The organism is Rhodopila globiformis (genome assembly GCF_002937115.1).
Lineage (GTDB): Bacteria > Pseudomonadota > Alphaproteobacteria > Acetobacterales > Acetobacteraceae > Rhodopila > Rhodopila globiformis.
The window spans coordinates 1-24,322 of the sequence record NZ_NHRY01000152.1 but is presented as its reverse complement, the minus strand read 5'-3'; the positions used below and the strand labels follow the sequence as shown (position 1 = coordinate 24,322).

Below are 24,322 nucleotides of genomic sequence, written 5' to 3'. Positions count from 1 at the left end.
GGCGGGTTGCAGGGCGGCGATGGCCTGCTGCACGCGCTGCTGCGCCTCGGCGACCGCGGCGGCGGCGTTCTCCGGCGTGAGATGCGCGGCGGCGGCGGGGATGCGCTGGCGGTCCAGCACCGCGCGGTTGCGCTCGGCGGCGCGGTCGAGGGTGACGGCGTTGCCGCGGAAGCGCAGGGCGAGTTCGGGGGCGAGGTCGTCGTCCATGGACTGGCTGAGCGAGGCGAGGCTGGCGAGTTCGAAGGCGATGAGGCGCGCGGCGGTGATCAGGCTGATGGCGGTGCGGGCGCGGTAGGCGTCGAGGGTTTCCAGCGCGGCCTGGCGGGCGATGTCGAGGTCGCCGTCGGCGGCCCAGAGGAACATCGGGGTGAGGTAGATGAGGACGAGGTTGAGGCAGACGGTGGGTTTGGACATGGGGCGGGGGCTCGGGTGTGGAGGCGGCGTGTTCTACCCGAGGTTGTGGGGGTTGTCAAGAAATATTTCCTACTCCATCACGTCACACGGCCCGGTCTGTTATGAATTAGTACTTATTAAGGCTTTCCACCTTTTGTTACATACGCTAGTGTGCAGGGACGTTGACCGGGGGTGTCATGGCCGATCTAAAATTTAATCCATTTCGACCTGGGTCGATTGTTGCGCCTGGGATGTTTGTGGGCCGCGCCAATGAACTCAATACGATCGAGAGATGCCTATTCCAGACCAAACTTGGCAACCCGAGGCACTTTCTCATCGAAGGCGAGAGAGGCATCGGAAAGTCGTCATTACTTCTCTTCGTGAAGTCACTTGCGGCAGGGAAAGTCAATTGGAGCGATAGCCTATCGATGAACTTCCTCGTTATTGATATCGAGTTAAATAGCAATTCCACGGACCTTGATATCATCACCAAGATTGGAGGACAGCTTAGATACCAATTAGCCAACATGATGGAACTAAAAACCGTCGCCAAAAAGGTTCTTGACTTTCTATCGAACTGGAAGGTGCTCGGTGTGGAATATAAAAAAACCTGGAAATTTTCTTGATCCTATTCAAGCCGTTGATGATATGGCTAGCTCAATGAGGGATCTTCTGCAATGCGCGGGCCATATGATCGACGGTTTGGTTATCCTAATAGACGAAGCCGATAAGCCTGATGCTATGCAGGCCAAGCTAGGGGAGATAGTCAAGCTATTAACGGAGAGGCTAACGCGGCTTAACTGTGATCAAGTATGCATCGGCTTAGCGGGCCTGCCGACGTTGGTTCCCAAGCTACGAGAAAGCCACGAGTCTGCTCCTAGGATTTTCGAGACTCTCACGCTTGACGTCCTATCGATGGACGATAGGAAGATGGTCATAAGTCAAGGCCTAAATGAGGCAAACAGGAAGAACAAGCGAGAGACTACCATTAAGCCTGAAGCTTTGCAGCTTCTAGCCGAACGATCGGAAGGATATCCTCATTTCCTCCAGGAATTTTCATACTGGTCATTCCAGGAGGACACTGACTACGCAATTGACGAAGAAGACATAAATATCGGTATCTTCAAGAAGGGTGGCGCCATCTATCAACTAGGCAAAAGATACTTCGAAGCGCTCTATTACGAAAAAATCTCGTCTGCTGACTACAGGAAGGTGTTGCAGGCTATGGCGCTGCGGGGAGATACATGGGTCTCCCGACAAGACATCATACAATTGTCGGGAATCAAACCCACACAAGTGAACAATGCCTTGAATGCCCTCAAAACACGAAATATAATCCTGACGAACGACAAAAAGCCTGGACAATATCGCTTACCAACAAAATCCTTTGCTGTATGGCTAACGATTCTGGGGGAGAAGGCCGACGAAGTTTTGAACGAAGAACTTCCTGGCCAATAATCCGTGAAAGTGCATTTCCAAACTGATTGTCATTCCACGAGCGTCTTCGTTGGATGATGCCTCTGCGCGCTCTGCGCTCCGCTCTGCTACCTCTGCGTTGAAAAATGCGGTGCCGCCACAAAAATCGGCGCTACCTGTGAGTCGTCCAATCTCCAACGCCGGCGGCGCCCCGACCACCGCGATTCAACGCAGAGCGCGCAGAGCGGAGCGCAGAGACCGCAGAGCAGCGATTCGGGCGACCTGCGGTCGGGTCGAACCGCATCGCTGGCACGCGGTGTCGGCACAGCCGGGACGTTATTGCGACGTTGTTTGAATCCCGTCGATCCGCCCAATGCCCAAACAGGCGATCCATAGTACTGGCAGCGCAGGCACCATTGTCCGCCTCGCACCCACAGCATGCCCGTCGTATCATGGCAATGCTGACTGGCAGTTGGTATCGGACATGGGGTCATCAGCCGAATTGCTGCAACGGTTTCGCCGCGATGCCGAAAGGCTCTACCCGGTGCGCCTTGACCGGGCGATCCTGTTCGGCTCACGCGCCCGGGGCGATGCGCGCGAGGACAGCGACTGGGACATCGCTTTGTTCATCGCAGACTTCGATCGCGGGCGGGAAAGCCGTCCGCTGAATTTCCTTTGTGCCGATTATCGCCTGCGCGGGCTGAAGGTATCGGCGATCGGGCTCCCGACGAACCGCCATGGCGTCGATCCCGGGCTGCTGAAACATATCGATCACGATGGGGTATCGCTGTGATCGGTCCGGTTCAAAGCCCCCCACAATCCCGCCCCTCATAGCTCCCCATCCTCCACCGGCCAGGCCAGCAGATGACTGACACACCCCCGGCAGTCGGTGCTGCCGAAGCCGGGCAGCGGCACCCGCAGGTGCGCCAGCGCGGCGACCAGGGCGCATTCGTCGCCGCCGGGGAAAACCCACGCCCCCTGCACCGTTCCCGCCAGCGTCACGCGGTCGATATGCCAGTGCGGCGTCTTCTCGGTCCGCAGGTGCCGCGCCAGCCGCGCCCGCAGGCCGCCGGGGCCGCGGGCCGAACCGGCGTAGAGCAGCCGTCCCGGCGGCAGCGTCACCTCGGCCCGGCGCGGCAAGACCACGCGCAGCGGCGCCGGCAGCGTGATCAGCAGCAGATAGGCGCCGGGGGAGTCCGGCGCCTGCCCCGCGTCGCGGATGAAGCGCCCCGGCGGCAGGCCCTCCGGCGCCGGCTCATCCGCCCCGGCATCCGGCAGGGCCGGGCCGCGCCGCCGGGGACGCGCGACGGTGCCGGGCTTATGCGGCGGCGCAGCGGCCATACTGCTCGCAGGCGCAGCAACTCCCGGTGGGTTCCGCCACCCGCGGCTCCGGGGCGACGCGCGACAGCAGTTGCTGCAGGTCGGTGGAGCCGCAGTCTGGGCAGGCGGGCGGCTCGCTGCCGATGACCAGGGTCTCGAATTCGGTATCGCATCCGGTGCAGTGATAGCTGAACAGGGGCATGAGGACGGGGTCTCCGGTCTGGTTCGTTCCAGCCCGATATAGACCGGAGGCGGGCGGGTTGCCACTGCTCTGCTGTGCGGCCCGGCGCGTGCGGCGCCCGCGCTACGACCCGGCCGCCACCGCGGGCTTGCGCTTCGGCGGGCGGGTCAGCAGCAGCAGCGGCAGGGCGCCGACGGCCAGCACCAGCATCAGCTTGAAATCGTCGATATAGGCGATGATGCGCGCCTGCCGCGTCACCTCCTCGTTCAGCAGCACGCTGCCGTGCACGGTGCCCAGGTGCCAGAAATGCGACGCGGCGCCGCTCTGGAAGGCGCGGGCGAACGGCGTGACCTCGGCGGCCAGGACCGCGTGGTTGACCTGGGTGTTGATCGACAGCAGCGCGCCGGTGATGGAAATGCCGATGGCGCTGCCCAGGTTGCGCACCAGGCTGTACACGCCGGCGCCCTCGGTGCGCAGTTCGGCCGGCAGGGTGGCGAAGGTGATGATGTTGATCGGGATGGTGATGAAGCCCAGGCTGATCCCCTGGACGAAGCCGATGCCGATCACCGTCGCTTCCGAGATGTCGGGCGTCCAGCCGGTCATGTGGTACAGCACATAGGCGCCGGTGGCGAAGCCCAGGCCCACCAGCGTGCGCGGGCTGATCGTGCCCATCAGCCGGCTGCACACCAGCGCGGCCAGCGCCAGCCCGGCCCCGCGTGGCGCCAGCACGAAGCCGGCGGTGACCACGGGGTAGTTCATCAACGTCTGCAGGTAGGGCGCCAGCAGGGCCAGCGTCGCGTACATGATCATGCCGTTGGTGAAGTACAGCGTCAGCCCGACGACGAAGTTGACGTCCTTGAACAGCCGCGGCGACAGGAACGGGCGGCGCGCCAGGAAGAACTGCACCAGGAACAGGTAGAACCCCAGGGCCGCGAGGCAGGCCTCGATGATGATCTCGCTCGATCCGAACCAGTCCAGCGTCTCACCGCGGTCCAGCATGGTCTGGAACGCGCCGATGGCCAGGCTCAGCGCGCCGAAGCCGATCCAGTCGAGCCGGACGGCGTTGCTGGGCTTGGTTTCCTTCAGGAAAGTCGCCAGCCCGAGGGCGGTCAGCACGCCCAGCGGCACGTTGATGTAGAACACCCACCGCCAGGTGTAGTTCTCCGTCAGCCAGCCGCCCAGGATCGGCCCGAGGATGGGGCCGACCATCACGCCCATGGTCCAGACCGACATGGCGCGGGCGCGCTGCTCGACCGGGTAGATGTCGTACATCACCGACTGCGACAGCGGCACCAGGGCGGCGCCGAACATGCCCTGCAGCACGCGGAACACCACGATCTGCCCCAGCGACTGCGCCAGGCCGCACAGCACCGAGGCCATGGTGAAGCCGGACACGGCGGTGACGAACAGCCGCGTGCGGCCGAACTTCGCCGCCAGGAATCCCGTCGGCGCGGTCATGATCGCGGCGGCGACGATGTAGCTGGTCAGCACCCAGTTGATCTCGTCCTGGCTCGCCGCCATCGAGCCCTGCATGTAGGGCAGCGCGACGTTGGCGATGGTGCTGTCGAGCGACTGCATCAGCGTCGCCACCACGGTGCAGACAGTGATGATGGTCCGGTTCGCTGTGGAGGACGGCGCGGCGGGCGCCGCCTGGATCGTCGTGCTCGCCGCTGTCACCGCGCTAGTCCGGCAGCATCTGCGACAGGTTCTGGCCGACGCGCTGCAGCACGCGGGTGGCGACTTCGATCTCCTCGTCCGACAGGCCGGTCAGCACCTCGGTGCGGACCTCGCGGGAGGCGGCCTCGACCTGGTCGATGATCCCCAGCGCGTGGCCGGTCAGGGCGATGATCTTGGCCCGCCGATCGGCGTCCTCGCGGCGCTCGATCAGGCCGGCGGATTCCAGGGCGTCGAGCAGGCGGACGACCGAGGAGCCGTCCAGCACCAGTGAGGCGGACAGGTCCTTCTGGCGCATCGGCGCGGCGGCGCGGGCGATGTGGATCAGCGGCAGCCAGGTGGCCTCGGTCAGGCCGAAGGGCTGCAGGCGGCGGTCCACGGCGCGGCGCCACTGCCGGGCGATGCGGGCCACCAGGCGGGCGAAGCCGTCGCGCAGGGCGGGCTGGGGGGATGACATCGCGGCTCCGATCAGTTGGTGTGCCAATATATGGTACTCCAATTATTGGCACAAGTGTGAACGCCCAGGGCTTGGTGGCCGGGCGCGTGGTGGTCCGTTGCTTCTCCGTCATGGCCGGGCGTGTCCCGGCCATCTGCGCTGTGACGGTGGGGGGAGTGGATGGCCGGGACACGCCCGGCCATGACCGAAAGGTACCAGGCGTCAGCCCCCGGCCGTCAACTCAGGGCGGCCAGCGGAATCGGGATCGGCAGCGCCGGCACCAGGGTCGCCACGGACACATGCGGCCAGCTCAGTCCCTTGAAGTTGAGGAACACCTGCTGCACGTACTGAATCTGCTTTGTCCGGAACTTGATGGTGATCGGCGCCTGCACGGCCGCCATCGGATGCAGGGCGAATTGCGGCGCCAGGTGGCCGGGTTTCACGCCGGCGGGCTGCAGGACGTGCGGGTACGCCGCAGGCGGCAGGACCGGGATGTGGATGTCGTGCTCCACCGTCTCGATCCAGAAGATGGCCTTCATTTCCACCGCAATCGCATTCGCGTTCGCCTGGGTGCCGTTCGCGTCGCCCAGCAGGAACGCGATGTTGTCGGTGCCGCCGCCGAACAGCGGCGTCTTCGGCGTGGTGTCGATCACCAGCACGTCGGTGGAGACGATGTTCTGGCCCGCGATGTGGTTGCGCAGCACCGTGGTCGGGTCCGACAGGATCGCCTGGGTGATCGTTCCGGCGGCGGTGAACGACGTCAGATCCTGTGGAATCCGCGGCGTGCCCTGGTTGGTCACGGTCTGGCTGGGGAACGGCACCAGCTTGCCGGTGCCGATGGCGATCGGCGTGATGTCCACCGGATCGATCTTCGGCCCGCCCTGCACGGTGAAGAACGTGCCCTGCGCGTTGATCGTGGTGCCATGCGGGATCGAGGCCATGCGCGCCAGCGTCGGGCCTTCCTCGGGAACGTTCGTCTTCGGAACGATCACCCACAGGCCCGGCTCGAAATGAATGCCGGTGACCTGGCCAGGCAGCGTGACGTCATTGATGGTCTGCAGATACGGCACGCCATTGAGGAAGATGTCGCCCTGCGCCCCCGACCCGCGATTCGGCACCGAACCGAGGCTCTTCGAGAACGACAGGGTCTCCGTCGTCAGGTTGATCTCCAGGACATTGTCCGAGCCGGCGACCGGAACCGGCAGCGGCGTCGGCGTCTCCGGATTGTCGGGCCGGAAGATCGTGTTCAGCCCGGTGCCGTGCCAGTCGCCGACGAAGGCCGCCAGCGGGCCGAGATCGGGGGCCGGCGCGTCGGCTTGCCTGACCACCCCCGGCGCGGCCTGGAGCGCGGCTTTGCCTGCCTCCTCCAGCACCTTTTTCGCGCTTGGCACGGCGCCAAACCTGAAGTTGCCCGGCATCGAGACGGCAGGCGTGAGTTGTTCGCTCATGTCTTTGAACCTCTGACTGTGGATAGGCACGCTGTGGATAGGCACGCTGTGGATAGGCATCGGCCGGCAATTGCGGTTTTGCTGTCCTGGCGTCTCGTCTCGGTCGTGGCGGGACCCGCTTTCAGGCTGGCGAAGCGCCGGACCGCCTGGGCAACCGGCGGCCGCGTGCGACGGCACATTAATCCGGGGAAAGAAAACCATGAGTGAACTACTTCACTATTCCCGATCGCGCGAGCGGCTGTCCGGGTTCAAGATCGCGCTAGCAGGGGCTCGCCGCGCCGTCATCGGACCCTGCCGGACCGGCCGGCGGCGGCGCCGTGGCAGCGGCGGCGACGGCGGCAGGTCGTTTCGTCGCGCCGGTTGGCCCGCGGCCGCCACCCCGCCCGCCGGATGGCCCTGCCGCGACGCCGGAGGAAACAGATTTCCATAGTGCCTGTCACGCTGCATTGCCGGAAGGCGATGCCATTCCGTTACGTTCAACAAAGAATATCCCGAAGGTGCCGGTGGCGACGCGGATGGCGCCCGCCCCCGCCCCGCATGCGTCACGCCGCTGCGAAGCCAGGCAACCTACCGGTCCGGCCGATCGGCGTTGTTGGCCGCTGCGCTCGGCCGGACATTGCGCAACGGTGACTGGCGAACGGCCGGGCGGCTGTGATCTGCTGAGCCGCGCCGGAACCCGGAATCCCGCTGCCTCGTGCCGCCGGACTTCGGGCGACACACCAGGAAGGCACCGAACGCAACAACAACAAAAGGACAGGGAGACCCGACAATGGACAAATTGCGGGAGAGCACAACGCTTGCCGATGCCTTGCGCCGCCAGGCAGCCATCCGGCCGGACGCGACGGCCTTGATCTTCGAGGATCGCGTGACCTCCTACGCGGCGCTTGAGCGCCGCGCCACCCGGGTTGCCAACGGGCTGGCCGCGCTTGGCGTCCGGCGGCACGACCGCGTCGGCTACCTTGGGCGCAATTCCGACCTTTATTTCGAGCTGCTGTTCGGCGCCGCGCGGCTCGGCGCGGTGCTGGTGCCGCTGAACTGGCGCCTGGCCCCGCCCGAAATCGGCGCCATCGTCGCGGACGCCGGCATCACCACGCTGTTCGTCGGGCCGGGCTTCGGTTCGGTTCCCGCGGCGCTCGATCTGTCCCGTAGCCTGCAATGCATCGCCATGGACGGCGCGAGCGGCGCCTGGCCGGATTTCGCCGCGTGGCGCGACGCCGCGGACCCGGCGGACCACGCCTTCCCCGTCGCGGCCGAGGACACGGCGCTGCAACTTTACACCTCGGGCACCACGGGCCTGGCCAAGGGCGTCGAGCTGGGCCACGCCGGCGTCATGAACCTGTTCAGGGCCGGCGAGAACGGCGGACCCATCGGCTACGGCGCCGGCGACGTGGTGCTGGTCTGCATGCCGGTTTCGCACGTCGCCGGAACGAATATCGGCCTCGCCGGCCTGGTTGGCGGCGCGGCGGTGGTGGTGATGGCGATGTTCGACCCCGCCGCGCTGATCGACGTCATCCCACGGCACGGCGTGACGTCACTGATCCTGGTGCCCGCCGCCATCCTGCTGCTGGTGCAGCATCCCGATTGCGCCCGCGCTGATTTCCGCTCGGTCCGGCAATTGCTGTACGGCGCGTCGCCGATTGCCGAGGCGTTGGTGGAACAGGCGCGCGCGGTTTTTCCCAATGCCGGCCTGTGGCATCTGTATGGACTGACGGAAGCCTGCGGCGGCGGCACGTTCCTGCCGCCGGCGCTGCACGACGCGGCGCTCGGCAAGCTGCGCTCCTGCGGCAAGCCGTATCCGGGGTTCGACCTGCGCATCGTCGATCCGGACGGCGAGCCGGTACCCGCGGGCACGGTGGGCGAGATCGTCATCCGCGCGCCGACGGTGATGAAAGGCTACTGGAACAATCCGGAGGCGACGCGCAACGCCTTCCTCCCCGGCGGCTGGCTGCGCACCGGCGACGCCGCCTATCGGGACGACGACGGCTACGTTTATGTCCATGACCGCGTCAAGAACATGATCGTCTCGGGCGGCGAGAACGTCTATCCGGCCGAGGTCGAGAACGCGCTGTTCGGCCATCCCGCCATCGCCGAGGTGGCGGTCATCGGCGTGCCGGACCCGCGCTGGGGCGAGGCGGTGAAGGCGATCGTCGTGCTGCGGTCCGGGCAAAGCGCGAGCGAAGCGGATCTGATCGCCTATGCGCGGCAGCGGATCGCCGGATTCAAGCTTCCCAAGTCGGTCGATTTCGTCGATGCTCTGCCCCGCAACGCCACCGGCAAGGTGCTGCACCGGACGCTGCGCGAACGTTACTGGAAAACACAGGATCGCCGGGTGAGCTGACGGCGCGGCGGGCCGGGGTTGCGTCCGTCCGGGCCATACCCAGGAGGCAGCATGATCGGGACACGACAAATGATTTCAGGTGCTACCATTGCCGCGGTCCTGCTGCCGGCCGGTGCGGCACAGACGCCGTCGCCGCACCAATGGGTCACCAACTGCGTGGCCGCCGCCGAGTCGCCCGAGGCCACGGCGGCGTGGACCGACGAGGGCCAGCAGGCGCCGTCGCACGCGAAGATCCTCCAGTCCTGCGTTGACAGCTGGAACTCGTTGCATCCGCTGAGGAAGATCAAGCCCAAGGACGTCCGATAGGGATGCCGGCCAGGCGCCGGGAGCCCGCCCGGTGCAGGCTCTTCGCGTCCGGCGGCTGGATGCCGATGCGGCCACGGTCCCGGGTCATCGAAGGGCCGCCATGACGGCAGGACAGGCCGCCCGTGCGTCACAACCGGCCTGCGGTTTGCCGTAGCGCCCATGCGGACAAGCCCCATAGGCGCTGACTTAGGCGGCCGGGCACGGCGCACCGCCCCGTCGTCATGGCGGCCGCAGGGCCGCCATCCACGCCTTGCGGTGCTGGTGTCGGCAGAAGGCGTGGAGGATGGTGGGCCTGCGCCCACTATGACGTTGTGGCAACGGTCGTGCCGTCCACCCGCTAAGTTACAGCAGACCGCAGGTCGGTTGGGACACTGAGGCCCCCTGTCCTCATCGTCATGGCCCGGCTCGTCCCTACGGGATGCACACATCTCGGAAACGAGTCGGAAATGACTGTAAAATCAAGTAATTGCCTCACGGCCGAGAGCGTTCCCCCATCGTCATGGCCCGGCTTGTCCGGGCCACCTGTCGCGGCACACGTGCTGGAATAGGTGGCCCGGACGAGCCGGGCCATGACGAAAGGGAAACGCCGCGGCGGACCGTTTCCGAGATGTGTGCATTGCGTAGGGCTTGTCCGGGCCATGACGATGAGGGAGCGCCGTCGCCATGTCTCAAGCGACCTGCGGCCTGCTGTAGCGCCCATGCGGACACGCCTGGCCGTGACGATGGGGCGGGGACCCTGCTCCGCCGCATGACACATGTCGTGGCACCTTACGAAAGCCCAGCGGATGACGCGACATTTGCCAATGCATGACGATACCGGCGCCACTGCAAGTTGAGCGGCGCCCCGCCGCACCAAAGCTTTGGCGAAAGCGTCCTGGCCTTGGGTGCACGCGCTTCGGTCACTGCGCCCGCCGCGCCGCTTCGCTGTGACGGCGCGGATACTGCCCTTGAACAGGAGGATATCGATGAACGCAAAGTACACGCTCGCGGCGCTTGTCATCAGCGCGGCCCTTCCGGGTGCGGCATTGGCGCAGTCGAACACGAACACCAACGAGTCGCAGTCGAGCCAGCATTTCCTGCAACAGGTCGCGCGGGACAACATGCACGAGATGCACGAGGCCATGCTCGCCGAGTGGAAGGCGCAGGATCCCGCCGTCAAGGGCTATGCCCGGCTGATCGTCGACGATCACTCGATGCTCACGAGCCAGCTCAGCGCGCTCCAGGGCGCCCAGCCGTTCGAGCAATGGCACAACGCGAAGAACGAAGGGCAGCAGGGCATGCGGAACGGCGAGGAGCACGCCGGGAACGAGCAGCACGCCGGGAACAAGCTGTGGAACCTCAGCGGCGCGCAGTTCGACCGCGCCTTCATCGACCACGAGGCGAAAACCAACGAGCAGAGCGTCAAAGCCTGGCAGCAGGAAGCGAACAGCAACCAGAACAACGACGTCACCGCCTTCGCCAAGCTGGGCCTGCCGGTGCAGCAGGAGCATCTGGCGCTGGCGCAGGCGATCCAGACACAACTGGACAACGGCCAGAACAAGCAGGCAAGCCGCTGATCGCCGCATCGCCGGCCTGACCGGCATCGCGCAGCGGTCAATGGCTGGCGAACCGTGAAACGGAGCGTTTCCGCCGGTCAGGCGGGAACGCTCGACGGCTGCCGGGGCAGCAGGACCACAGTCAGCGAGCGCACCCCCTGCGCGCCATGCACCAGAACGCCCTCGATATCCGCCGTCGCCGACGGGCCGGTGTGGAAAACCGCGTAGCGGGCCTGGTGAAATTCGGGCCGATCGTAGGCATCGTGGATGGAGGCGACGATGTCGGCGGGGTCGAGCAGCACAAGCAGGTGCTGGGCGAGATAGGCAACGGCATTGACCTGAAGCTGCGCCTCGGTCAGCAGTACCGATCCGGTTTCGGCAACCCCGCACGCCGCCCGCACGACGGCCACGTCCACGTCGGCGAGGTCCCGCGGATGGGCGACCGTGGCGAGGTCGCGGTTGCCGGCAATCTCCGGCACGGCCGAGCAAACAATCTCGGGCGGCGCGAGCCCGCTGCCCCGCAGGTATGCCGTCAGCAAATCGGCAGCCGGGTCGGGCTCGAGAACCTTCCCGCCCATCAGCTCCAGGCTTCGCGCGAAGCAGGCGGCACGCTCGCCCGCCTCGCTGACCGCAAAGTGCGGCACTGGCGGCAATGGGTGCTCGCCCACGGGACGGTTGCGGCGCACCGCCGCCAGGATGGCGTCACGCGGATCCATCGCCGCTCCCCTTGTCTGCCGCCGGATGCGTCCGCGCATACCACGTGTGGAACGTTTCCTTCGGCGCCGGCGGCATCTCCCGCCCCGCGCCCCAGGCGTTCCAGCGGTTGTAAACCGCGAACCGCGGCAGGAACCGCAGCGCCGAGTCGGCCGTGGAAATCGCCGCCCGGTACAGCGCCGGTCGCGACAGCACGGCGCCGGCGGCCTGCATCATCTGGCGCTTCACCAGCGGGATTTCATGTTCCTCGGCCAGAACCCTGCGCCAGGCGAAGATCTGCTCATGGATATTGATCTTCACCGGACAGACATTGCTGCACGACCCGTTCAGGGTCGATGCAAACGGCAGCGTCGAATACTTCCTCTTGTCGAACGTCGGATCCAAAATCAGGCCGATCGGCCCGGCGTAGGTGGCGCCGTAGGACAGGCCGCCGCTGCGGCGGAACACAGGGCAGGTGTTCATGCAGGCGCCGCAACGGATGCACTTCAGCGACGTCCAGAACTCGGCCATCCCCAGCCGCGCCGAACGCCCGTTGTCCACCAGCACGACGTGCATCTCGCCACCTTCCCGCGGGCGGCGGAAATGCGAGGTGTACTGCGTGATTGGCGAGCCCAGCGCACTGCGCGACAGCAGGCGGATGAAAACGCCCAGATGCTCGACACGCGGGATCAATTTCTCAATCCCGATCGACGCAATATGCAACGCCGGCACATTCGCCGACAGATCGGCGTTTCCTTCATTGGTACAGACAACAAACGAACCCGTTTCTGCGACGGCGAAGTTGCCGCCGGTCATGCCGGCATCCGCCGACAGGATCAGCGGCCGCGTCGCCTCGCGCTGCCGTTCGGCGAGATAGGGCACTTCATCCGTGTCCGGGTCGCTGCCCAGGGTGCGGGAAAACACCTCGGCGACGTCCCGGCGCAGCTTGTGCACCGCTGGAACGACGACATGGCTCGGCGGCTCGTCGTCAAGCTGCTGGATGCGCTCGCCAAGGTCGGTTTCCACCACCTCGATGCCGGTGGCGGCCATGTAGTCGCGCAGGCCGCATTCCTCGGTGAGCATCGACTTCGACTTGATCAGCCGCTTGGCGCCATGGTCGCGCAGGATGCCGTGCACGATCCGGTTGTGCGCCGCGCCGTCCGTCGCCCAGTGGACATGCACGCCGTTGGCCTTCGCCGCCGCCTCGAACTGTTCCAGATATTCATCGAGATGCGCCAGCGTGTGCTGCTTGATCTGCGAGGCCAGTTCCCGCAGTTCCTCCCACTCAGGGATCGCGTGCATCTGCGCGTCGCGCTTGCTGCGCAAATCCCACAGCCGCTCGTCGTGCATCTTCTCATGTTCCGGGGCCGCGATGAACCGCGCGGCCGCCGCCTCATGGTCGATCGGCCGCCGCCCATTGACCTCAGCCCCCCGAGGCTGCCGTTCCCGGATCTTCGAGCGCAGCGGCTGCGACGTGCCCTCGGCATGCTGCAAGCGTTGCCCGGCCGGACCGACAGGCGATTCGTTCCGTTCCGACCGAAGCTCCGGATGGATCAGGCCGCCGGGTTCGTCTGTCATGCGGTCGCTCCGTTCAGCACCTGGGCGATGTGGATGAAGCGCAGATCGACGCCAAGCCGGCGGGCGCAGCCCTGCTGGTGCATCATGCAGGAGGAATCGGCGGAAACCACATACTCCGCCCCGGCGCGCGCATGATCCGCCACCTTGTCGTAGCCCATTTTCACCGACACCGCCGGCTCGGCCACGCAGTAGGTGCCGCCGAAGCCGCAGCATTCGTCGGGACGGGCAAGCTGCACCAGTTCCAGCCCCTTCACCTTCTTCAGCAGGTCCAGCGGCTTGGAGAAGAACGGCCCGTGCAACTCCGACGGCGCCGCATGGCCGATGCCGCGCAACGCGTTGCAATTGTTGTGGTAGCTGACCTTGTAGGGAAATTCCGCCCAGGGAAACGCGTCCACCTTCAGGACGTCGTGCAGGAATTCCACCAGCTCGAGCGTCCGCTCCCGCACCGCCTTTACCGCCGGCGTCTGCGGGATCGCCGTCATGTGCTCCCGCACCTGATGGGCGCAGGAACCGGACGGCACGACGATGTGGTCGAAGCCGGAGAAATTGCGCACGAACAGCGCCTCCGTCGCCGCGGCCTCCTTGTGGCAGCCGGTGTTGGTCATCGGCTGGCCGCAGCAGGTCTGGTCGAACGGATACGTAACGTCCAGGTCGAAGCGCCGCAGCAGCTCCAGCGTGGCGATGCCCACCTGCGGCTCGAACGCATCGACGTAGCAGGGAACGAACAGGGCGACGCGCATCGTCAGCGCCACAGGTTGGTGCGGGCCAGCTCGACGATCTCGTCGCCGCGGCCGTTGATGATGGCTTTCGCCAGGTAGATGCCGAAGCCCTTCGCCTGCTCCATCGTCGTCTTCGGCGGCAGCGTCAGTTCCATCCGGTTGGTAACGACATCGACCAGCGCCGGCCCGTCGTGCCGCAGCGCCTGCACCAGGGCGTCGGTCACCTCGCCCGGGTCCTCGACGCGGATCCCCAGCATGTCGTTGGCCTGCGCGACCGCGGCGAAGTTCGGGTTCTTCAGGTCGGTGCCGAAATCCAGCAAGCCGCTGGCCTTCATTTCCAGCTCGACGAAGCCCAGCGCGCCGTTGTTGACGACGACGACCTTCACCGGCAGCCCGCACTGCTTCAGCGTGAGCAGGTCGCCCATCAGCATGGACAGGCCGCCGTCACCCGACAGCGAAATGACCTGCCGCCCCGGAAACGCCGCCTGCGCGCCAATGGCCTGCGGCAGGGCGTTCGCCATCGAACCGTGCCAGAACGAGCCCAGCAGCCGCCGCTGGCCGTTCATGGTGAAATAGCGCGCCGCCCAGACCGTCGGCGTGCCGACGTCGCAGGTGAAGATCGCATCGTCCGCCGCCGCCTGGTCCAGCAGCCGCGCCAGGAACTGCGGGTGGATCGGCTTGCGCCCCGGCCGCCCGACCGCGAGATCATCCAGCGCCTTGCGGGCCTCCTGGTAGTGCGCCGTGGCGCGGTCGAGGAATGTCCGGTCCGTCTTCGCCGTCAGCACGCTGCGCAGCGCCATCGCCGTCAGCTTCACGTCGCCGACGACCCCGACGTCGACGCAGCAGCGCCGGCCGATATTTTCCGCGCGCAGATCGACCTGGGCGATCTTCGCGTCCGTCGGATAGAACTGGCGATAGGGGAAATCCGTCCCCAGCATCAGCAGCGCGTCGCAGTTCATCATTGCGTGGTAGCCGGAGGAAAAGCCGATCAGGCCAGTCATGCCGACGTCGTAGGGGTTGTCGTATTCCACCCATTCCTTGCCGCGCAGCGCGTGCACCACCGGCGCCTTCAGCGTCTCGGCCAGGGCCAGGATCTCGTTGTGCGCGCCGGCGCAGCCGGAGCCGCACAGCATCGTTACGCGCTGCGCCCCGTCCAGCATCCGCGCCAGCGCCTGCAGGTCCGTCGCGTTCGGCTGGACCAACGGCTGAGCGGGCGCGATCCAGCGGCTCGGCGCGGGTTGGTCGGTTTCCTGCAAGGCTACGTCCCCCGGAATGACCACGACGGAGACGCCGCGCCTGGCCACCGCCTCGCGGATCGCGATGTCGAGCGTGCGGCCGATCTGGGCGACGGTGGCGACTGGGCCGATATAGTGGGCGCAGTCGGCGAAGACCTGGCGCGGATCGGTTTCCTGGAAATAGCCGCTGCCGATTTCGTTGGAGGGGATGTGCGCGGCGATCGCCAGCACCGGGACGCGGTTGCGGTGACAGTCGTACAGGCCGTTGATCAGGTGCAGGTTGCCGGGACCGCAGCTTCCGGCGCAGACCGCGAGCTGGCCGGTCAGGTGTGCCTCGGCCCCGGCGGCGAACGCGGCGGTTTCCTCGTGGCGCACGTGGATCCAGTCGATGGTCTGTTTCCGCCGCAACGACTCGGTCAGGCCGTTCAGCGAGTCGCCGACGACGCCGTAGATCCGCCGGACGCCGACGGCATACAGCGTATCCGCGATGATGTCGGCGACTGACTGCCTGGGCATGGCGATCTCCGGGTGAAGTTGATCGACGGGCCAGCGTTTGGGAGGGAATACGTGAAACAGTCGTGGTGGCTTCCATCTGGGATGGACTGCCGTCCGCGCAATGCCGCCGGGATGGGTCTGGCCTCGGGTTCACATCAGAGTGTTTGCGGCGTCCGTTGCCCCATCGTCATGGTCGGGCATGTCCCGGCCATCCACCTCCCGCCGTTGAAGCACAGATGGCCGGGACAAGCCCGGCCATGACGGAGGGGCAACGGACCCGGCGCCCGTCATTGCGTCGGGACGCGCACCCTGCGCCATCCCTCTCATCCCATTACGCCGGGACGCACCCTGCCCCGCCGCTCACTCGGACGCCGCGTCTCCAGGTTCTCCGGCCCGCCGATGAACCGAGGCACCCGCGGGACGTTTCGCTCTCACCTGGAACCGGCAGGTGACGGTCCGGCAGCGAAGGATCCTGCGCATGGCTTCACTCCTCCGGCGGCATGGCGTGGCGGCAATCCTGGCCATGCTGCTGCTGTCGCCCCCGCTTGGCCGTGCCGCCGGCGCCCCTCCCCCGGCCGTGACCGTGATGCCGATCCAGGTGAAGAACGTTGCGCCGACCTACAGCTATATCGGCCGCGTGCAGGCCATCCAGTCGGTCGCGCTGATCGCCCGCGTGCAGGCCTTCGTCGAGAAGATCGACTTCCAGGAAGGCGGCGTGGTGAAGAAAGGCCAGCTTCTGTTCGAACTCCAGAAGGGACCCTACCAGGCCGCGCTGGAGGCCGCCCAGGCCGCGCTGCAGAAAGCCGAGGCCAGCCAGCGCATCGCCAGGCTGACCTATGACCGCGATTCCAGCCTCGGCCACGGCAGCGTGATCAGCCAGCAGCAGATCGACACCGACCGCGCCAACCTTGACGGCGCCGCCGCGGACGTCCTGTCGGCCCGCGCCAACGTGGAGACGGCGGCGATCAACCTCAGCTACACCAGCATCGTCTCGCCGATCGACGGGCGCATCGGCAAGGCGGCCTACACGCAGGGGAATCTCGTCGGCAGCGGCGGCAACACCGGCGCGCTGGCGACCGTGGTGCAGGTTGATCCGATCCGCGTGGTCTTTTCGGTGGCGGATCGCGAGATCGTCAGCGCCTTGCAGCGGACACGCGAAAGCTCGGCCAAGATCGCCTCGACCCTCTCGCTTAGCCTGGTCCTGCCGAACGGCAAGCCGTATCCGCAGAAGGGCGCGATCGAGTTCATCAACAACCAGGTCGATCCCGCCACCGGCACCGTCGCCGTCTGGGGCCGCTTCACGAATCCCGAAGGCCTGCTGATCCCCGGCGGCTTCGTCACTGTGGAGGTGCGCCGCGCCGAGCCCGAGGAACGCCCGGTCGTCCCCGTGCAGGCGGTGCAGGACGACAAGTCCGGCCAGTTCGTCCTGCTCGTCGGCCCCGACAACAAGGTCAGCGAGCGGCACGTCACCATCGGCGCGCAGATCGGCCAGCAGTTCATCGTCAATGCCGGCCTGACCGGCGGCGAGGACGTGATCGTCGAGGGCGTGCAGAAGGTGCGTCCCGGCGAGGTCGTCAACCCGGTGCGGGCAAGCCGGCAAACCGCGGCCAACAGTGGCCAGGCGAACGGGACGGAGCCATAGCGGATGATCTCCGGCTTCTTCATCGACCGGCCAAAATTCGCCATCGTCATCGCCATCGTCATCACCCTGGCCGGCCTGCTGGCGCTGTGGGCGATCCCGGTCTCGCAGTATCCCAACATCACCCCGCCGCAGATCACCGTCTCGGCGGAATATCCCGGCGCCGACGCGGAAACCGTGGCGAAGACCATCGGCGAGCCGATCGAGGAGCAGGTCAACGGCGTGCAGGACGCGCTGTACATGAGCAGCACCAGCTCCAGCTCCGGCACCTACTCGCTGACCATCACCTTCGCCATCGGCACCGACCCGAACATCGACCAGGTGAACGTGCAGAACCGGGTGGCGCTGGCCGAGGCGGAACTGCCGGCGACGGTCACGCAGCAGGGGCTGACGGTGCTGCAGCAGTCCAGCAACTTCGTCATTGCGGTGAACCTGTTCTCACCCACCGGGAAGTACGACCAGACGTTCATTTCCAACTATGCGAACGTTCACCTGCGCTACCCGCTGGCGCGGCTGCGCGGTGTCGGCAACGCGCAGATCCTCGGCAACTCGCGCTATGCCATGCGCATCTGGATGGACCCGGTGCGCATGACGGCGCTGGGCGTCAGCCCGGCCGACGTGATGGCCGCGATCGCCGCCCAGAACATCCAGTCCGCCGCCGGGCAGATCGGCGCTCCGCCGATTGGCAGCGGCCAGCAGCAGCAACTGACGATCATCACCCAGGGGCGGCTGACGTCGCCGCAGCAGTTCCGCAACATCATCATCAAGACCAACGCCAATGGCGGGGTCGTCCGCATCGGCGACATCGCCCGGGTGGAGCTTGGGGCGGAGACCTATAGCTCGAGTTCCCGGCTGAACCAGTTCCCCGCGGCGACGCTGGCGATCTACCAGGCGCCGGGCGCGAACGCGCTGCAACTGGCTGACGCCATCCGCGCGCAGGTGGCGCGGATCGCCAGGAGCTTTCCGGAGGGGCTGCAATACGCCGTCGTCTATGACTCGACGCACTTCGTCCGGGCGAACATTTCCGAGATCCTCATCACGCTGGGCATCACGCTGACGCTGGTGGTCGGCGTGGTGTACCTGTTCCTGCAGGACTGGCGGGCCACGCTGATTCCGACCTGCGCCATCCCGGTCTCGCTCATCGGCGTGTTCGCCGTGCTGTATGGCATCGGCTACTCGGTCAACACGGTGGACCTGTTCGCCGTCGTGCTGGCGATCACGCTGGTGGTGGACGACGCCATCGTCGTGGTCGAGAACGTCACCCGCCACCTGGAGGAAGACCCGCAAACCCCGCCGAAGCAGGGGACGCGCGCGGCGATGGCGGAGATCACCGGCCCGGTGATCGCCTCCACCCTGGTGCTGGTCGCGGTGTTCGCGCCGGTCGGCTTCCTGCCCGGGATCAGCGGCCAGTTGTTCCGCCAGTTCGCGGTGACGATTTCGGTGTCCATCGTGATCTCCGGCATCAACGCCCTGACGCTGAGCCCGGCGCTGTGCGGACTGCTGCTGCGTCCGCCGCGGAAGGCAAGGTTCCGCCTGTTCACCGGCTTCAACCGCGGGCTGGACTGGATCCGCGGCCGCTACGGCGGCACGGTGCACTGGCTGGGGCGGCGGCTGGTCGTCGCCGGCCTCGGTCTGGCCGCCGTGTTCGTCGGCGCCTTCCTGCTGTTCGTCCACATGCCCACCGCCTTCCTGCCGCAGGAGGACCAGGGCTACTTCTTCGTCAACGTCGGCCTGCCGAACGGCGCTGCATTGGTGCACACCGAGCAGGTGGTCGAGCGCATCGGGCGGCTGGTGCGCGGCACGCCCGGCGTGGCGGACGTGATCGACCTGTCCGGCTTCAGCATCGTCAGCGGCATCCAGCAGCCCAACGCCGGCGCGGTGATCGCCATCCTGACGCCCTGGAGCCAGCGCAAGGGCGCGGCCATGTCGTCGCTCGGCATCATCCGCCGGCTGCAGGGGCAGTTCAACGCCATCCCCAGCGCCAACATCACCGCCTTCAACCCGCCGGCGATCCCGGGCCTGGGCCATACCGGCGGGCTGGACATGGAACTGGAGGCGCGCGCCGGCCAGTCCTATCCGCGGCTTGCCGCCACCGCGCGGGCGCTGATCTACGCCGCCAACCAGAACAAGGCGCTGGCGTCGGTGTTCACCACGTTCTCGGCGTCGGTGCCGGAGATCATGCTGCGGGTGAACACCGCCCGCGCCGAACTGCTGGGGGTCTCGCCCAGCGACATCTACACCACGCTGCAGGCGAACCTGGGCTCGGCGTTCGTCAATTTCTTCAACTACCAGAGCCAGGTTTTCCAGGTGATCGTGCAGGACGCGGCGAGGTTCCGCAACCAGGTGTCGGACATCGGCAACCTGTACGTGCGCAGCGCGACCGGGGCGATGGTGCCGATGAACAGCCTGGTGGACGTCACCACGGTGCAGGGCAGCAACGCGGTGACGCGCTACAACCTGTATCCCTCGGTGGAGATCAACGGCGCCGGGCGGCCGGGCGTCAGTTCCGGCCAGGCGATGCAGGCGATGGCGGCGGTGGCGGCGAAGCACCTGCCGGCGGGCTATGGCTATGAATGGACCAGCCTGTCGTACCAGGAGCAGCAGGGCAGTGCCGCCGGCGGTTCGGTGTTCGTGTTCGCGCTGATCTTCGCCTACCTGTTCCTGGTGGCGCAGTATGAAAGCTGGTCGCTGCCGGTGTCGGTGATCCTGTCGGTCGCCGTCGCCGCGCTGGGCGCCCTGGTCGCGCTGTGGCTGCGCGGCATCGCACTCGATGTCTACGGCCAGGTCGGCCTGGTGCTGCTGATCGGCCTGGCGGCGAAGAACGCCATCCTGATCGTCGAGTTCGCCAAGACGCGGGTGGAGCACGGCGACGACGTGCGCACCGGGGCGCAGGCCGGGGCGATGACGCGGTTCCGCCCCGTGGTGATGACGGCGATTGCCTTCATCGTCGGCGTGATGCCCCTGGTGCTCGCTACCGGCGCCGGCGCCGGGGCGCGGCAGTCCATCGGCACGACGGTGTTCGGCGGCATGGTGCTGGCGACCGTGCTCGGGATTGTGTTCGTGCCGGTGCTGTTCATTGTCTTCGAGTTCCTGGCGCAATGGAGCGCCCGCGGGTTCCGGCGCGAGGCCGCCCGCGGCAGGCCGGCGGAATAACCAGGAACGTTACGGGGAGAACACCATGCTGCCGCAGATCGCCGATTTCCGTGCCGAGGCGGACGAGTTGCGCACCCTGCTGGCGACGCTGCACGAGGACGACTGGGATCGCACGACGCAGTTCAAGGCCTGGACCATCAACGACGTGGTGCAGCACCTGCACGCCAGCGACCTGATCGGGGCGGCGGCCGCGGCGGGGCGGGAGTCCTTCGCGGAGGCTCGGCGGGAGATCGAGGCGCTGCGCAACCGCGGCATGAGCCGGCTGGAGGAGACCCGGTATCGCCTGGGCCACCTGAAGGGCTTGCGCCTGCTGAAGACGTGGCGCACGCAGGTCATTTCGCTATGCGACACGCTGGCCACGCTGCCGCCGGACACGCGGCTGCCGTGGTGGGGCCCGGACATGGGCGTGCGCATGTTCGCCACGGCGCGGCAGATGGAGACCTGGGCGCACGGCCAGGAAATCTTCGACCTGATGGGCATCGGACCACAGCCGACGGACCGCCTGCGCAACATCGCCGAGCTTGGCGTGCGCACCTTTGGCTGGACCTTCGCCAACCGCGGGCTGCCGAAGCCGGAGCCGATGCCGTATGTGCGGCTGACCGCGCCGTCGGGCGATCTGTGGGAGTGGAATGCGCCCTCGGCCGGGAACAAGGTCGAGGGGATGGCGGTGGATTTCTGCCAGGTCGTGACGCAGGCGCGCAACGTTGCGGATACCGAACTGAGCGTCGTCGGCGAGCCGGCCCGGGCGTGGATGCGCATCGCGCAATGCTTCGCCGGCCCACCGGAGGACCCGCCGGCGCCGGGAACGCGGTTCAGAGTGACGTCGTAACGGGATTGGCCGGCATCGCGATGATGTGCGGACAAGGCTCTTTCCTGTTGCGCCGGGATTGCGAATCATAAGGCGCCAGGTCGCCGCTCCCTCGTCATGGCCGGGCGTGTCCCGGCCATCTGCGCTGCAACGGCGGAGGGTGGATGGCCGGGACACGCCCGGCCATGACGGTGAGGCAACGGTCTCGGCTGCCAAAGCCTTTCCTTCAGCTGTCTCCCTCAGTCCACGTCCGCCCGCCTGATCCCAGCCTCGCCCAACCCCGATCCGCAAGAGGACAGCCCGTGCATCTCGATCCGCTGTTTCTTTCACGCCTGCAATGGTCGTGGGTGATCGCCTGGCACATCATGCTGCCGGCCTTCACCGTCGGGCTCGCCTCCTACATCGCCGTGCTGGAGGGACTGCACTTCTTCACCCGGGAGGAAATCTGGTTCCGCATCTCCGGCTTCTGGACCCGGATCTTCGCCGTCTCCTTCGGCATGGGCGTGGTTTCCGGCATCGTGATGCCGTTCCAGTTCGGCACCAACTGGTCGCGCTTCTCGGACGCCACCGCCAACGTCCTGTCGCCGATGCTGGGCTACGAGGACCTGACGGCGTTCTTCCTGGAAGCGTCGTTCCTCGGCGTGCTGCTGTTCGGCCGCAAGCTGGTGCCGCGCTGGGCGCATTTCTTCGCGGCGCTGATGGTCGCCGGCGGCACGCTGATGTCGTCGTTCTGGATCCTCTCGACCAACAGCTGGATGCAGACCCCGGCCGGCTACAAGGTGGTCGATGGCCGCTTCTTTCCGGTGGACTGGCTGGCGATCATCTTCAACCCGTCCTTCCCCTACCGCCTCGCCCACACGGTGACGGCGTTCTACATCACCACCGGCTTCGTCGTGCTGGGCGTCGGCTTCTACCTGCTGCGCCGGGACAAATCTCCCGAGGAAGCGCGCCGCATGGTGCGCATGGCGCTCGACCTGCTGATCGTGCTGGTGCCGTTGCAGATGCTGCTGGGTGACGCGCACGGGCTGAACACGCGCGAATACCAGCCGACCAAACTCGCCGCGATCGAGGGCGTCTATGATACCGAAAAACCTGACGCCCTGTCGCTGTTCGGCATTCCCGACGACGCGGCGGCGCGGCTGGACGATGCGGTGCGCATCCCGCATCTCGGCAGCCTGATCCTGACGCACACCTGGAACGGCGAGGTCCGCGGCCTGAAGGAATGGCCTCGCACCGACTGGCCGCCGGTCTGGCCAGTGTTCTTCGGTTTCCGCGTCATGGTCGGCATCGGCCTGCTGATGCTGGCCACCGCCATCACCGGCTGGGTCCTGCGCCTGCGGCACCGGCTGTTCGAGGCCGGATGGTACGGCCGGCTGTGCCAGTTCACCCTGCCACTCGGCTTCGTCGCCGTGATCGCCGGCTGGGTCACCACCGAGGTCGGGCGCCAGCCCTGGACGGTGTTCGGCCTGATGCGCACCGCGAATTCCGTCTCGCCGTCGCTGACCGGCGGCGACGTGCTGGCCTCGTTGCTGCTCTACATGGCCGTGTATCTCATCATGTTTCCGACCGGCATCCTGTTCATGGCCGGGATCGTGCGCGGCGGCGTGCCGGGCGAGCCGGAACCGCAGCAGCCGATCGAGGGCCTGCAACCGAAAACCCCGGTCACCGGGCCGGCGGAGTGATCTGTCATGACTGATGTGGCACTCGACCTGATCCCGGTGTGGAGCGTGATCCTGGGCATCGGCGTGTTCTTCTACGTCCTGCTCGACGGCTTCGACCTGGGCGTCGGCATGCTGTACGGCTTCGCGCCCGAGGCGTCGAAGGACCTGCTGATGAACTCGGTGGCGCCGATATGGGACGGCAACGAAACCTGGCTGATCCTGGGCGGCGTCGGCCTGCTGGCGGTGTTCCCGCTGGCCTATGCGATCATCATCCCGGCGGTGTATTTTCCGATCCTGGCCATGCTGCTGGGCCTGATTTTCCGCGGCGTGTCGTTCGAGTTCCGCTTCCGGCAGCCGCACGTCCGCCGCTTCTGGAACGGCGGCTTCGCCGTCGGCTCGGCGGTGGCGGCGTTTGCCCAGGGCGCGGTGCTCGGGGCGATGATCCAGGGCTTCAAGGTCAGCGGCCGCAACTTCGCCGGCACGTCGTTCGACTGGCTGACCCCGTTTTCCGTCTTCACCGGGATCGCGCTCATGCTGGGCTACGGCCTGCTGGGCGCCTGCTGGCTGATCCTGAAGACCGAGGGCGACGTGCAGGCCTGGGCGCGCCGCATGGGGCGGATCGCTTTCATCGCGGTGCTGATCGCGATTGGCGTCGTCAGCGTGTGGACGCCGCTGATGGATGCGGGGATCGCCGCGCGCTGGTTTTCCTGGCCCAACATCGTGGGGCTGGCGCCGGTGCCGCTGATTACCCTGGCGATTGCCTACGGCACGTGGCGGGCGCTGAACGGCGACAGCCAGGCGGGTCCGTTCGCCGGCGCCATGGGGCTGTTCCTGATGTCCTATATCGGCATCGCCATCAGCCTGTATCCGATGCTGGTGCGGCCGGTTTACACGCTGTGGGACGCCGCCTCGGCGCCCAGCACGCAGGTGTTCCTGCTGATCGGCACGCTGTTCCTGCTGCCGGTGATCATCATGTATTCGGCATGGTCGTACTGGGTGTTCCGCGGCAAGGTCAGGGGCGACATGGGGTATCACTGAAGCGGATCGCAGCCAGGTTGCGACGCCGCCTGGAACCAGAAGGCGGATCAGGTGCCTTTTCGTCATGCTGGCGTGGTCCGCGTATCCGGCGGATGCCCATGGCCTGGGGCGGCGTTCCTGCCACTGGCGTTAAAATAGCGGGGACCGGGGGCACGATACTTGCCATTCCGTCATGGTCCGGCTTGTCCCGACCACATGCACAGATCTCGGAAACGGTCTGCCGCGGCCCTGGCGCCCCCCCTGGCGTCCCCCCTGG

Annotated in this window: 21 protein-coding genes; 11 read left to right on the top strand and 10 right to left on the bottom strand. The window is 66.7% G+C overall.

The window, feature by feature from the left end:
* A partial coding sequence (locus CCS01_RS15100) for a hypothetical protein (RefSeq protein WP_146101779.1) occupies nucleotides 1–414 on the bottom strand: 414 nt, incomplete at its 3' end.
* 176 nt (nucleotides 415–590) lie between these two features.
* Between CCS01_RS15100 and CCS01_RS15095 the strand changes: the two genes are divergently transcribed.
* The 3 genes from CCS01_RS15095 to CCS01_RS15085 all read left to right on the top strand — a co-directional run bounded on the left by CCS01_RS15095 (nucleotide 591) and on the right by CCS01_RS15085 (nucleotide 2,602).
* Entirely contained in the window at nucleotides 591–1,019 is a 429-nt protein-coding gene (locus CCS01_RS15095; RefSeq protein ID WP_104519623.1) for an AAA family ATPase, read from the top strand.
* On the top strand, nucleotides 985–1,851 hold the full coding sequence (locus CCS01_RS15090) for an aspartate/glutamate racemase family protein (protein WP_158258406.1): 867 nt from the start codon (nucleotides 985–987) through the stop codon (nucleotides 1,849–1,851). The genes CCS01_RS15095 and CCS01_RS15090 overlap by 35 nt, the downstream gene beginning before the upstream one ends.
* A gap of 331 nt (nucleotides 1,852–2,182) precedes the next feature.
* Entirely contained in the window at nucleotides 2,183–2,602 is a 420-nt protein-coding gene (locus tag CCS01_RS15085; RefSeq protein WP_239992174.1) for a nucleotidyltransferase family protein, read from the top strand.
* 35 nt (nucleotides 2,603–2,637) lie between these two features.
* On the opposite strand, the gene CCS01_RS15080 is transcribed toward CCS01_RS15085, so the two are convergent.
* The 5 genes from CCS01_RS15080 to CCS01_RS15060 all read right to left on the bottom strand — a co-directional run bounded on the left by CCS01_RS15080 (nucleotide 2,638) and on the right by CCS01_RS15060 (nucleotide 6,868).
* Nucleotides 2,638–3,150, bottom strand: a complete 513-nt coding sequence (locus CCS01_RS15080; protein WP_104519620.1) for a GIY-YIG nuclease family protein — start codon at nucleotides 3,148–3,150, stop codon at nucleotides 2,638–2,640.
* Entirely contained in the window at nucleotides 3,128–3,331 is a 204-nt protein-coding gene (locus CCS01_RS15075) for an FmdB family zinc ribbon protein (protein WP_104519619.1), read from the bottom strand. The genes CCS01_RS15080 and CCS01_RS15075 overlap by 23 nt, the downstream gene beginning before the upstream one ends.
* 102 nt (nucleotides 3,332–3,433) lie before the next feature.
* Nucleotides 3,434–4,987: a DHA2 family efflux MFS transporter permease subunit gene (locus CCS01_RS15070; protein ID WP_239992173.1), complete on the bottom strand. Its 1,554-nt coding sequence runs from the start codon at nucleotides 4,985–4,987 to the stop codon at nucleotides 3,434–3,436.
* Nucleotides 4,988–4,991: 4 nt separating this feature from the next.
* A complete protein-coding gene (locus CCS01_RS15065) occupies nucleotides 4,992–5,441 on the bottom strand; it encodes a MarR family winged helix-turn-helix transcriptional regulator (protein ID WP_104519618.1) in 450 nt (149 codons plus the stop codon).
* A 215-nt stretch (nucleotides 5,442–5,656) separates the two neighbouring features.
* Nucleotides 5,657–6,868, bottom strand: coding sequence for a heme-binding protein (locus tag CCS01_RS15060; RefSeq protein WP_146101777.1), 1,212 nt, complete (start codon nucleotides 6,866–6,868; stop codon nucleotides 5,657–5,659).
* Between the two features lie 769 nt (nucleotides 6,869–7,637).
* Between CCS01_RS15060 and CCS01_RS15055 the strand changes: the two genes are divergently transcribed.
* The 3 genes from CCS01_RS15055 (at nucleotide 7,638) to CCS01_RS15045 (ending at nucleotide 11,068) form a co-directional block, all read left to right on the top strand.
* Nucleotides 7,638–9,206, top strand: a complete 1,569-nt coding sequence (locus tag CCS01_RS15055; protein ID WP_104519616.1) for a long-chain-fatty-acid--CoA ligase — start codon at nucleotides 7,638–7,640, stop codon at nucleotides 9,204–9,206.
* Between the two features lie 69 nt (nucleotides 9,207–9,275).
* Nucleotides 9,276–9,512 carry a hypothetical protein gene (locus CCS01_RS15050; RefSeq protein ID WP_104519615.1) on the top strand — a complete coding sequence of 79 codons (237 nt, stop codon included), beginning with the start codon at nucleotides 9,276–9,278 and terminating at the stop codon, nucleotides 9,510–9,512.
* Nucleotides 9,513–10,477: 965 nt separating this feature from the next.
* A complete protein-coding gene (locus tag CCS01_RS15045; protein WP_104519614.1) occupies nucleotides 10,478–11,068 on the top strand; it encodes a DUF4142 domain-containing protein in 591 nt (196 codons plus the stop codon).
* Between the two features lie 77 nt (nucleotides 11,069–11,145).
* On the opposite strand, the gene CCS01_RS15040 is transcribed toward CCS01_RS15045, so the two are convergent.
* The 4 genes from CCS01_RS15040 to poxB are packed head-to-tail and all read right to left on the bottom strand — an operon-like array spanning nucleotide 11,146 to nucleotide 15,788.
* A complete protein-coding gene (locus CCS01_RS15040) occupies nucleotides 11,146–11,763 on the bottom strand; it encodes a LutC/YkgG family protein (protein WP_104519627.1) in 618 nt (205 codons plus the stop codon).
* The gene (locus CCS01_RS15035; RefSeq protein ID WP_104519613.1) at nucleotides 11,750–13,318 is read right to left on the bottom strand and encodes a lactate utilization protein B; all 1,569 of its coding nucleotides are present in this window, start codon (nucleotides 13,316–13,318) and stop codon (nucleotides 11,750–11,752) included. Before CCS01_RS15035 ends, CCS01_RS15040 begins: the two co-directional genes overlap by 14 nt.
* Entirely contained in the window at nucleotides 13,315–14,058 is a 744-nt protein-coding gene (locus tag CCS01_RS15030) for a (Fe-S)-binding protein (RefSeq protein WP_104519626.1), read from the bottom strand. The genes CCS01_RS15035 and CCS01_RS15030 overlap by 4 nt, the downstream gene beginning before the upstream one ends.
* Before the next feature lie 2 nt (nucleotides 14,059–14,060).
* On the bottom strand, nucleotides 14,061–15,788 hold the full coding sequence (poxB, locus tag CCS01_RS15025; protein ID WP_104519612.1) for a ubiquinone-dependent pyruvate dehydrogenase: 1,728 nt from the start codon (nucleotides 15,786–15,788) through the stop codon (nucleotides 14,061–14,063).
* A gap of 457 nt (nucleotides 15,789–16,245) precedes the next feature.
* Between poxB and CCS01_RS15020 the strand changes: the two genes are divergently transcribed.
* The 5 genes from CCS01_RS15020 (at nucleotide 16,246) to cydB (ending at nucleotide 24,066) form a co-directional block, all read left to right on the top strand.
* Entirely contained in the window at nucleotides 16,246–17,409 is a 1,164-nt protein-coding gene (locus tag CCS01_RS15020; RefSeq protein ID WP_104519611.1) for an efflux RND transporter periplasmic adaptor subunit, read from the top strand.
* A 3-nt stretch (nucleotides 17,410–17,412) separates the two neighbouring features.
* Nucleotides 17,413–20,559: an efflux RND transporter permease subunit gene (locus tag CCS01_RS15015; RefSeq protein WP_104519610.1), complete on the top strand. Its 3,147-nt coding sequence runs from the start codon at nucleotides 17,413–17,415 to the stop codon at nucleotides 20,557–20,559.
* A gap of 25 nt (nucleotides 20,560–20,584) precedes the next feature.
* Nucleotides 20,585–21,388 (top strand): TIGR03084 family metal-binding protein, encoded by an 804-nt coding sequence (locus CCS01_RS15010; RefSeq protein WP_204848292.1) that lies wholly within the window; start codon nucleotides 20,585–20,587, stop codon nucleotides 21,386–21,388.
* A gap of 281 nt (nucleotides 21,389–21,669) precedes the next feature.
* Nucleotides 21,670–23,049, top strand: coding sequence for a cytochrome ubiquinol oxidase subunit I (locus CCS01_RS15005; RefSeq protein WP_204848291.1), 1,380 nt, complete (start codon nucleotides 21,670–21,672; stop codon nucleotides 23,047–23,049).
* Nucleotides 23,050–23,055: 6 nt separating this feature from the next.
* Nucleotides 23,056–24,066 (top strand): cytochrome d ubiquinol oxidase subunit II, encoded by a 1,011-nt coding sequence (cydB, locus tag CCS01_RS15000; protein WP_104519609.1) that lies wholly within the window; start codon nucleotides 23,056–23,058, stop codon nucleotides 24,064–24,066.
* Nucleotides 24,067–24,322 lie beyond the last annotated feature (256 nt).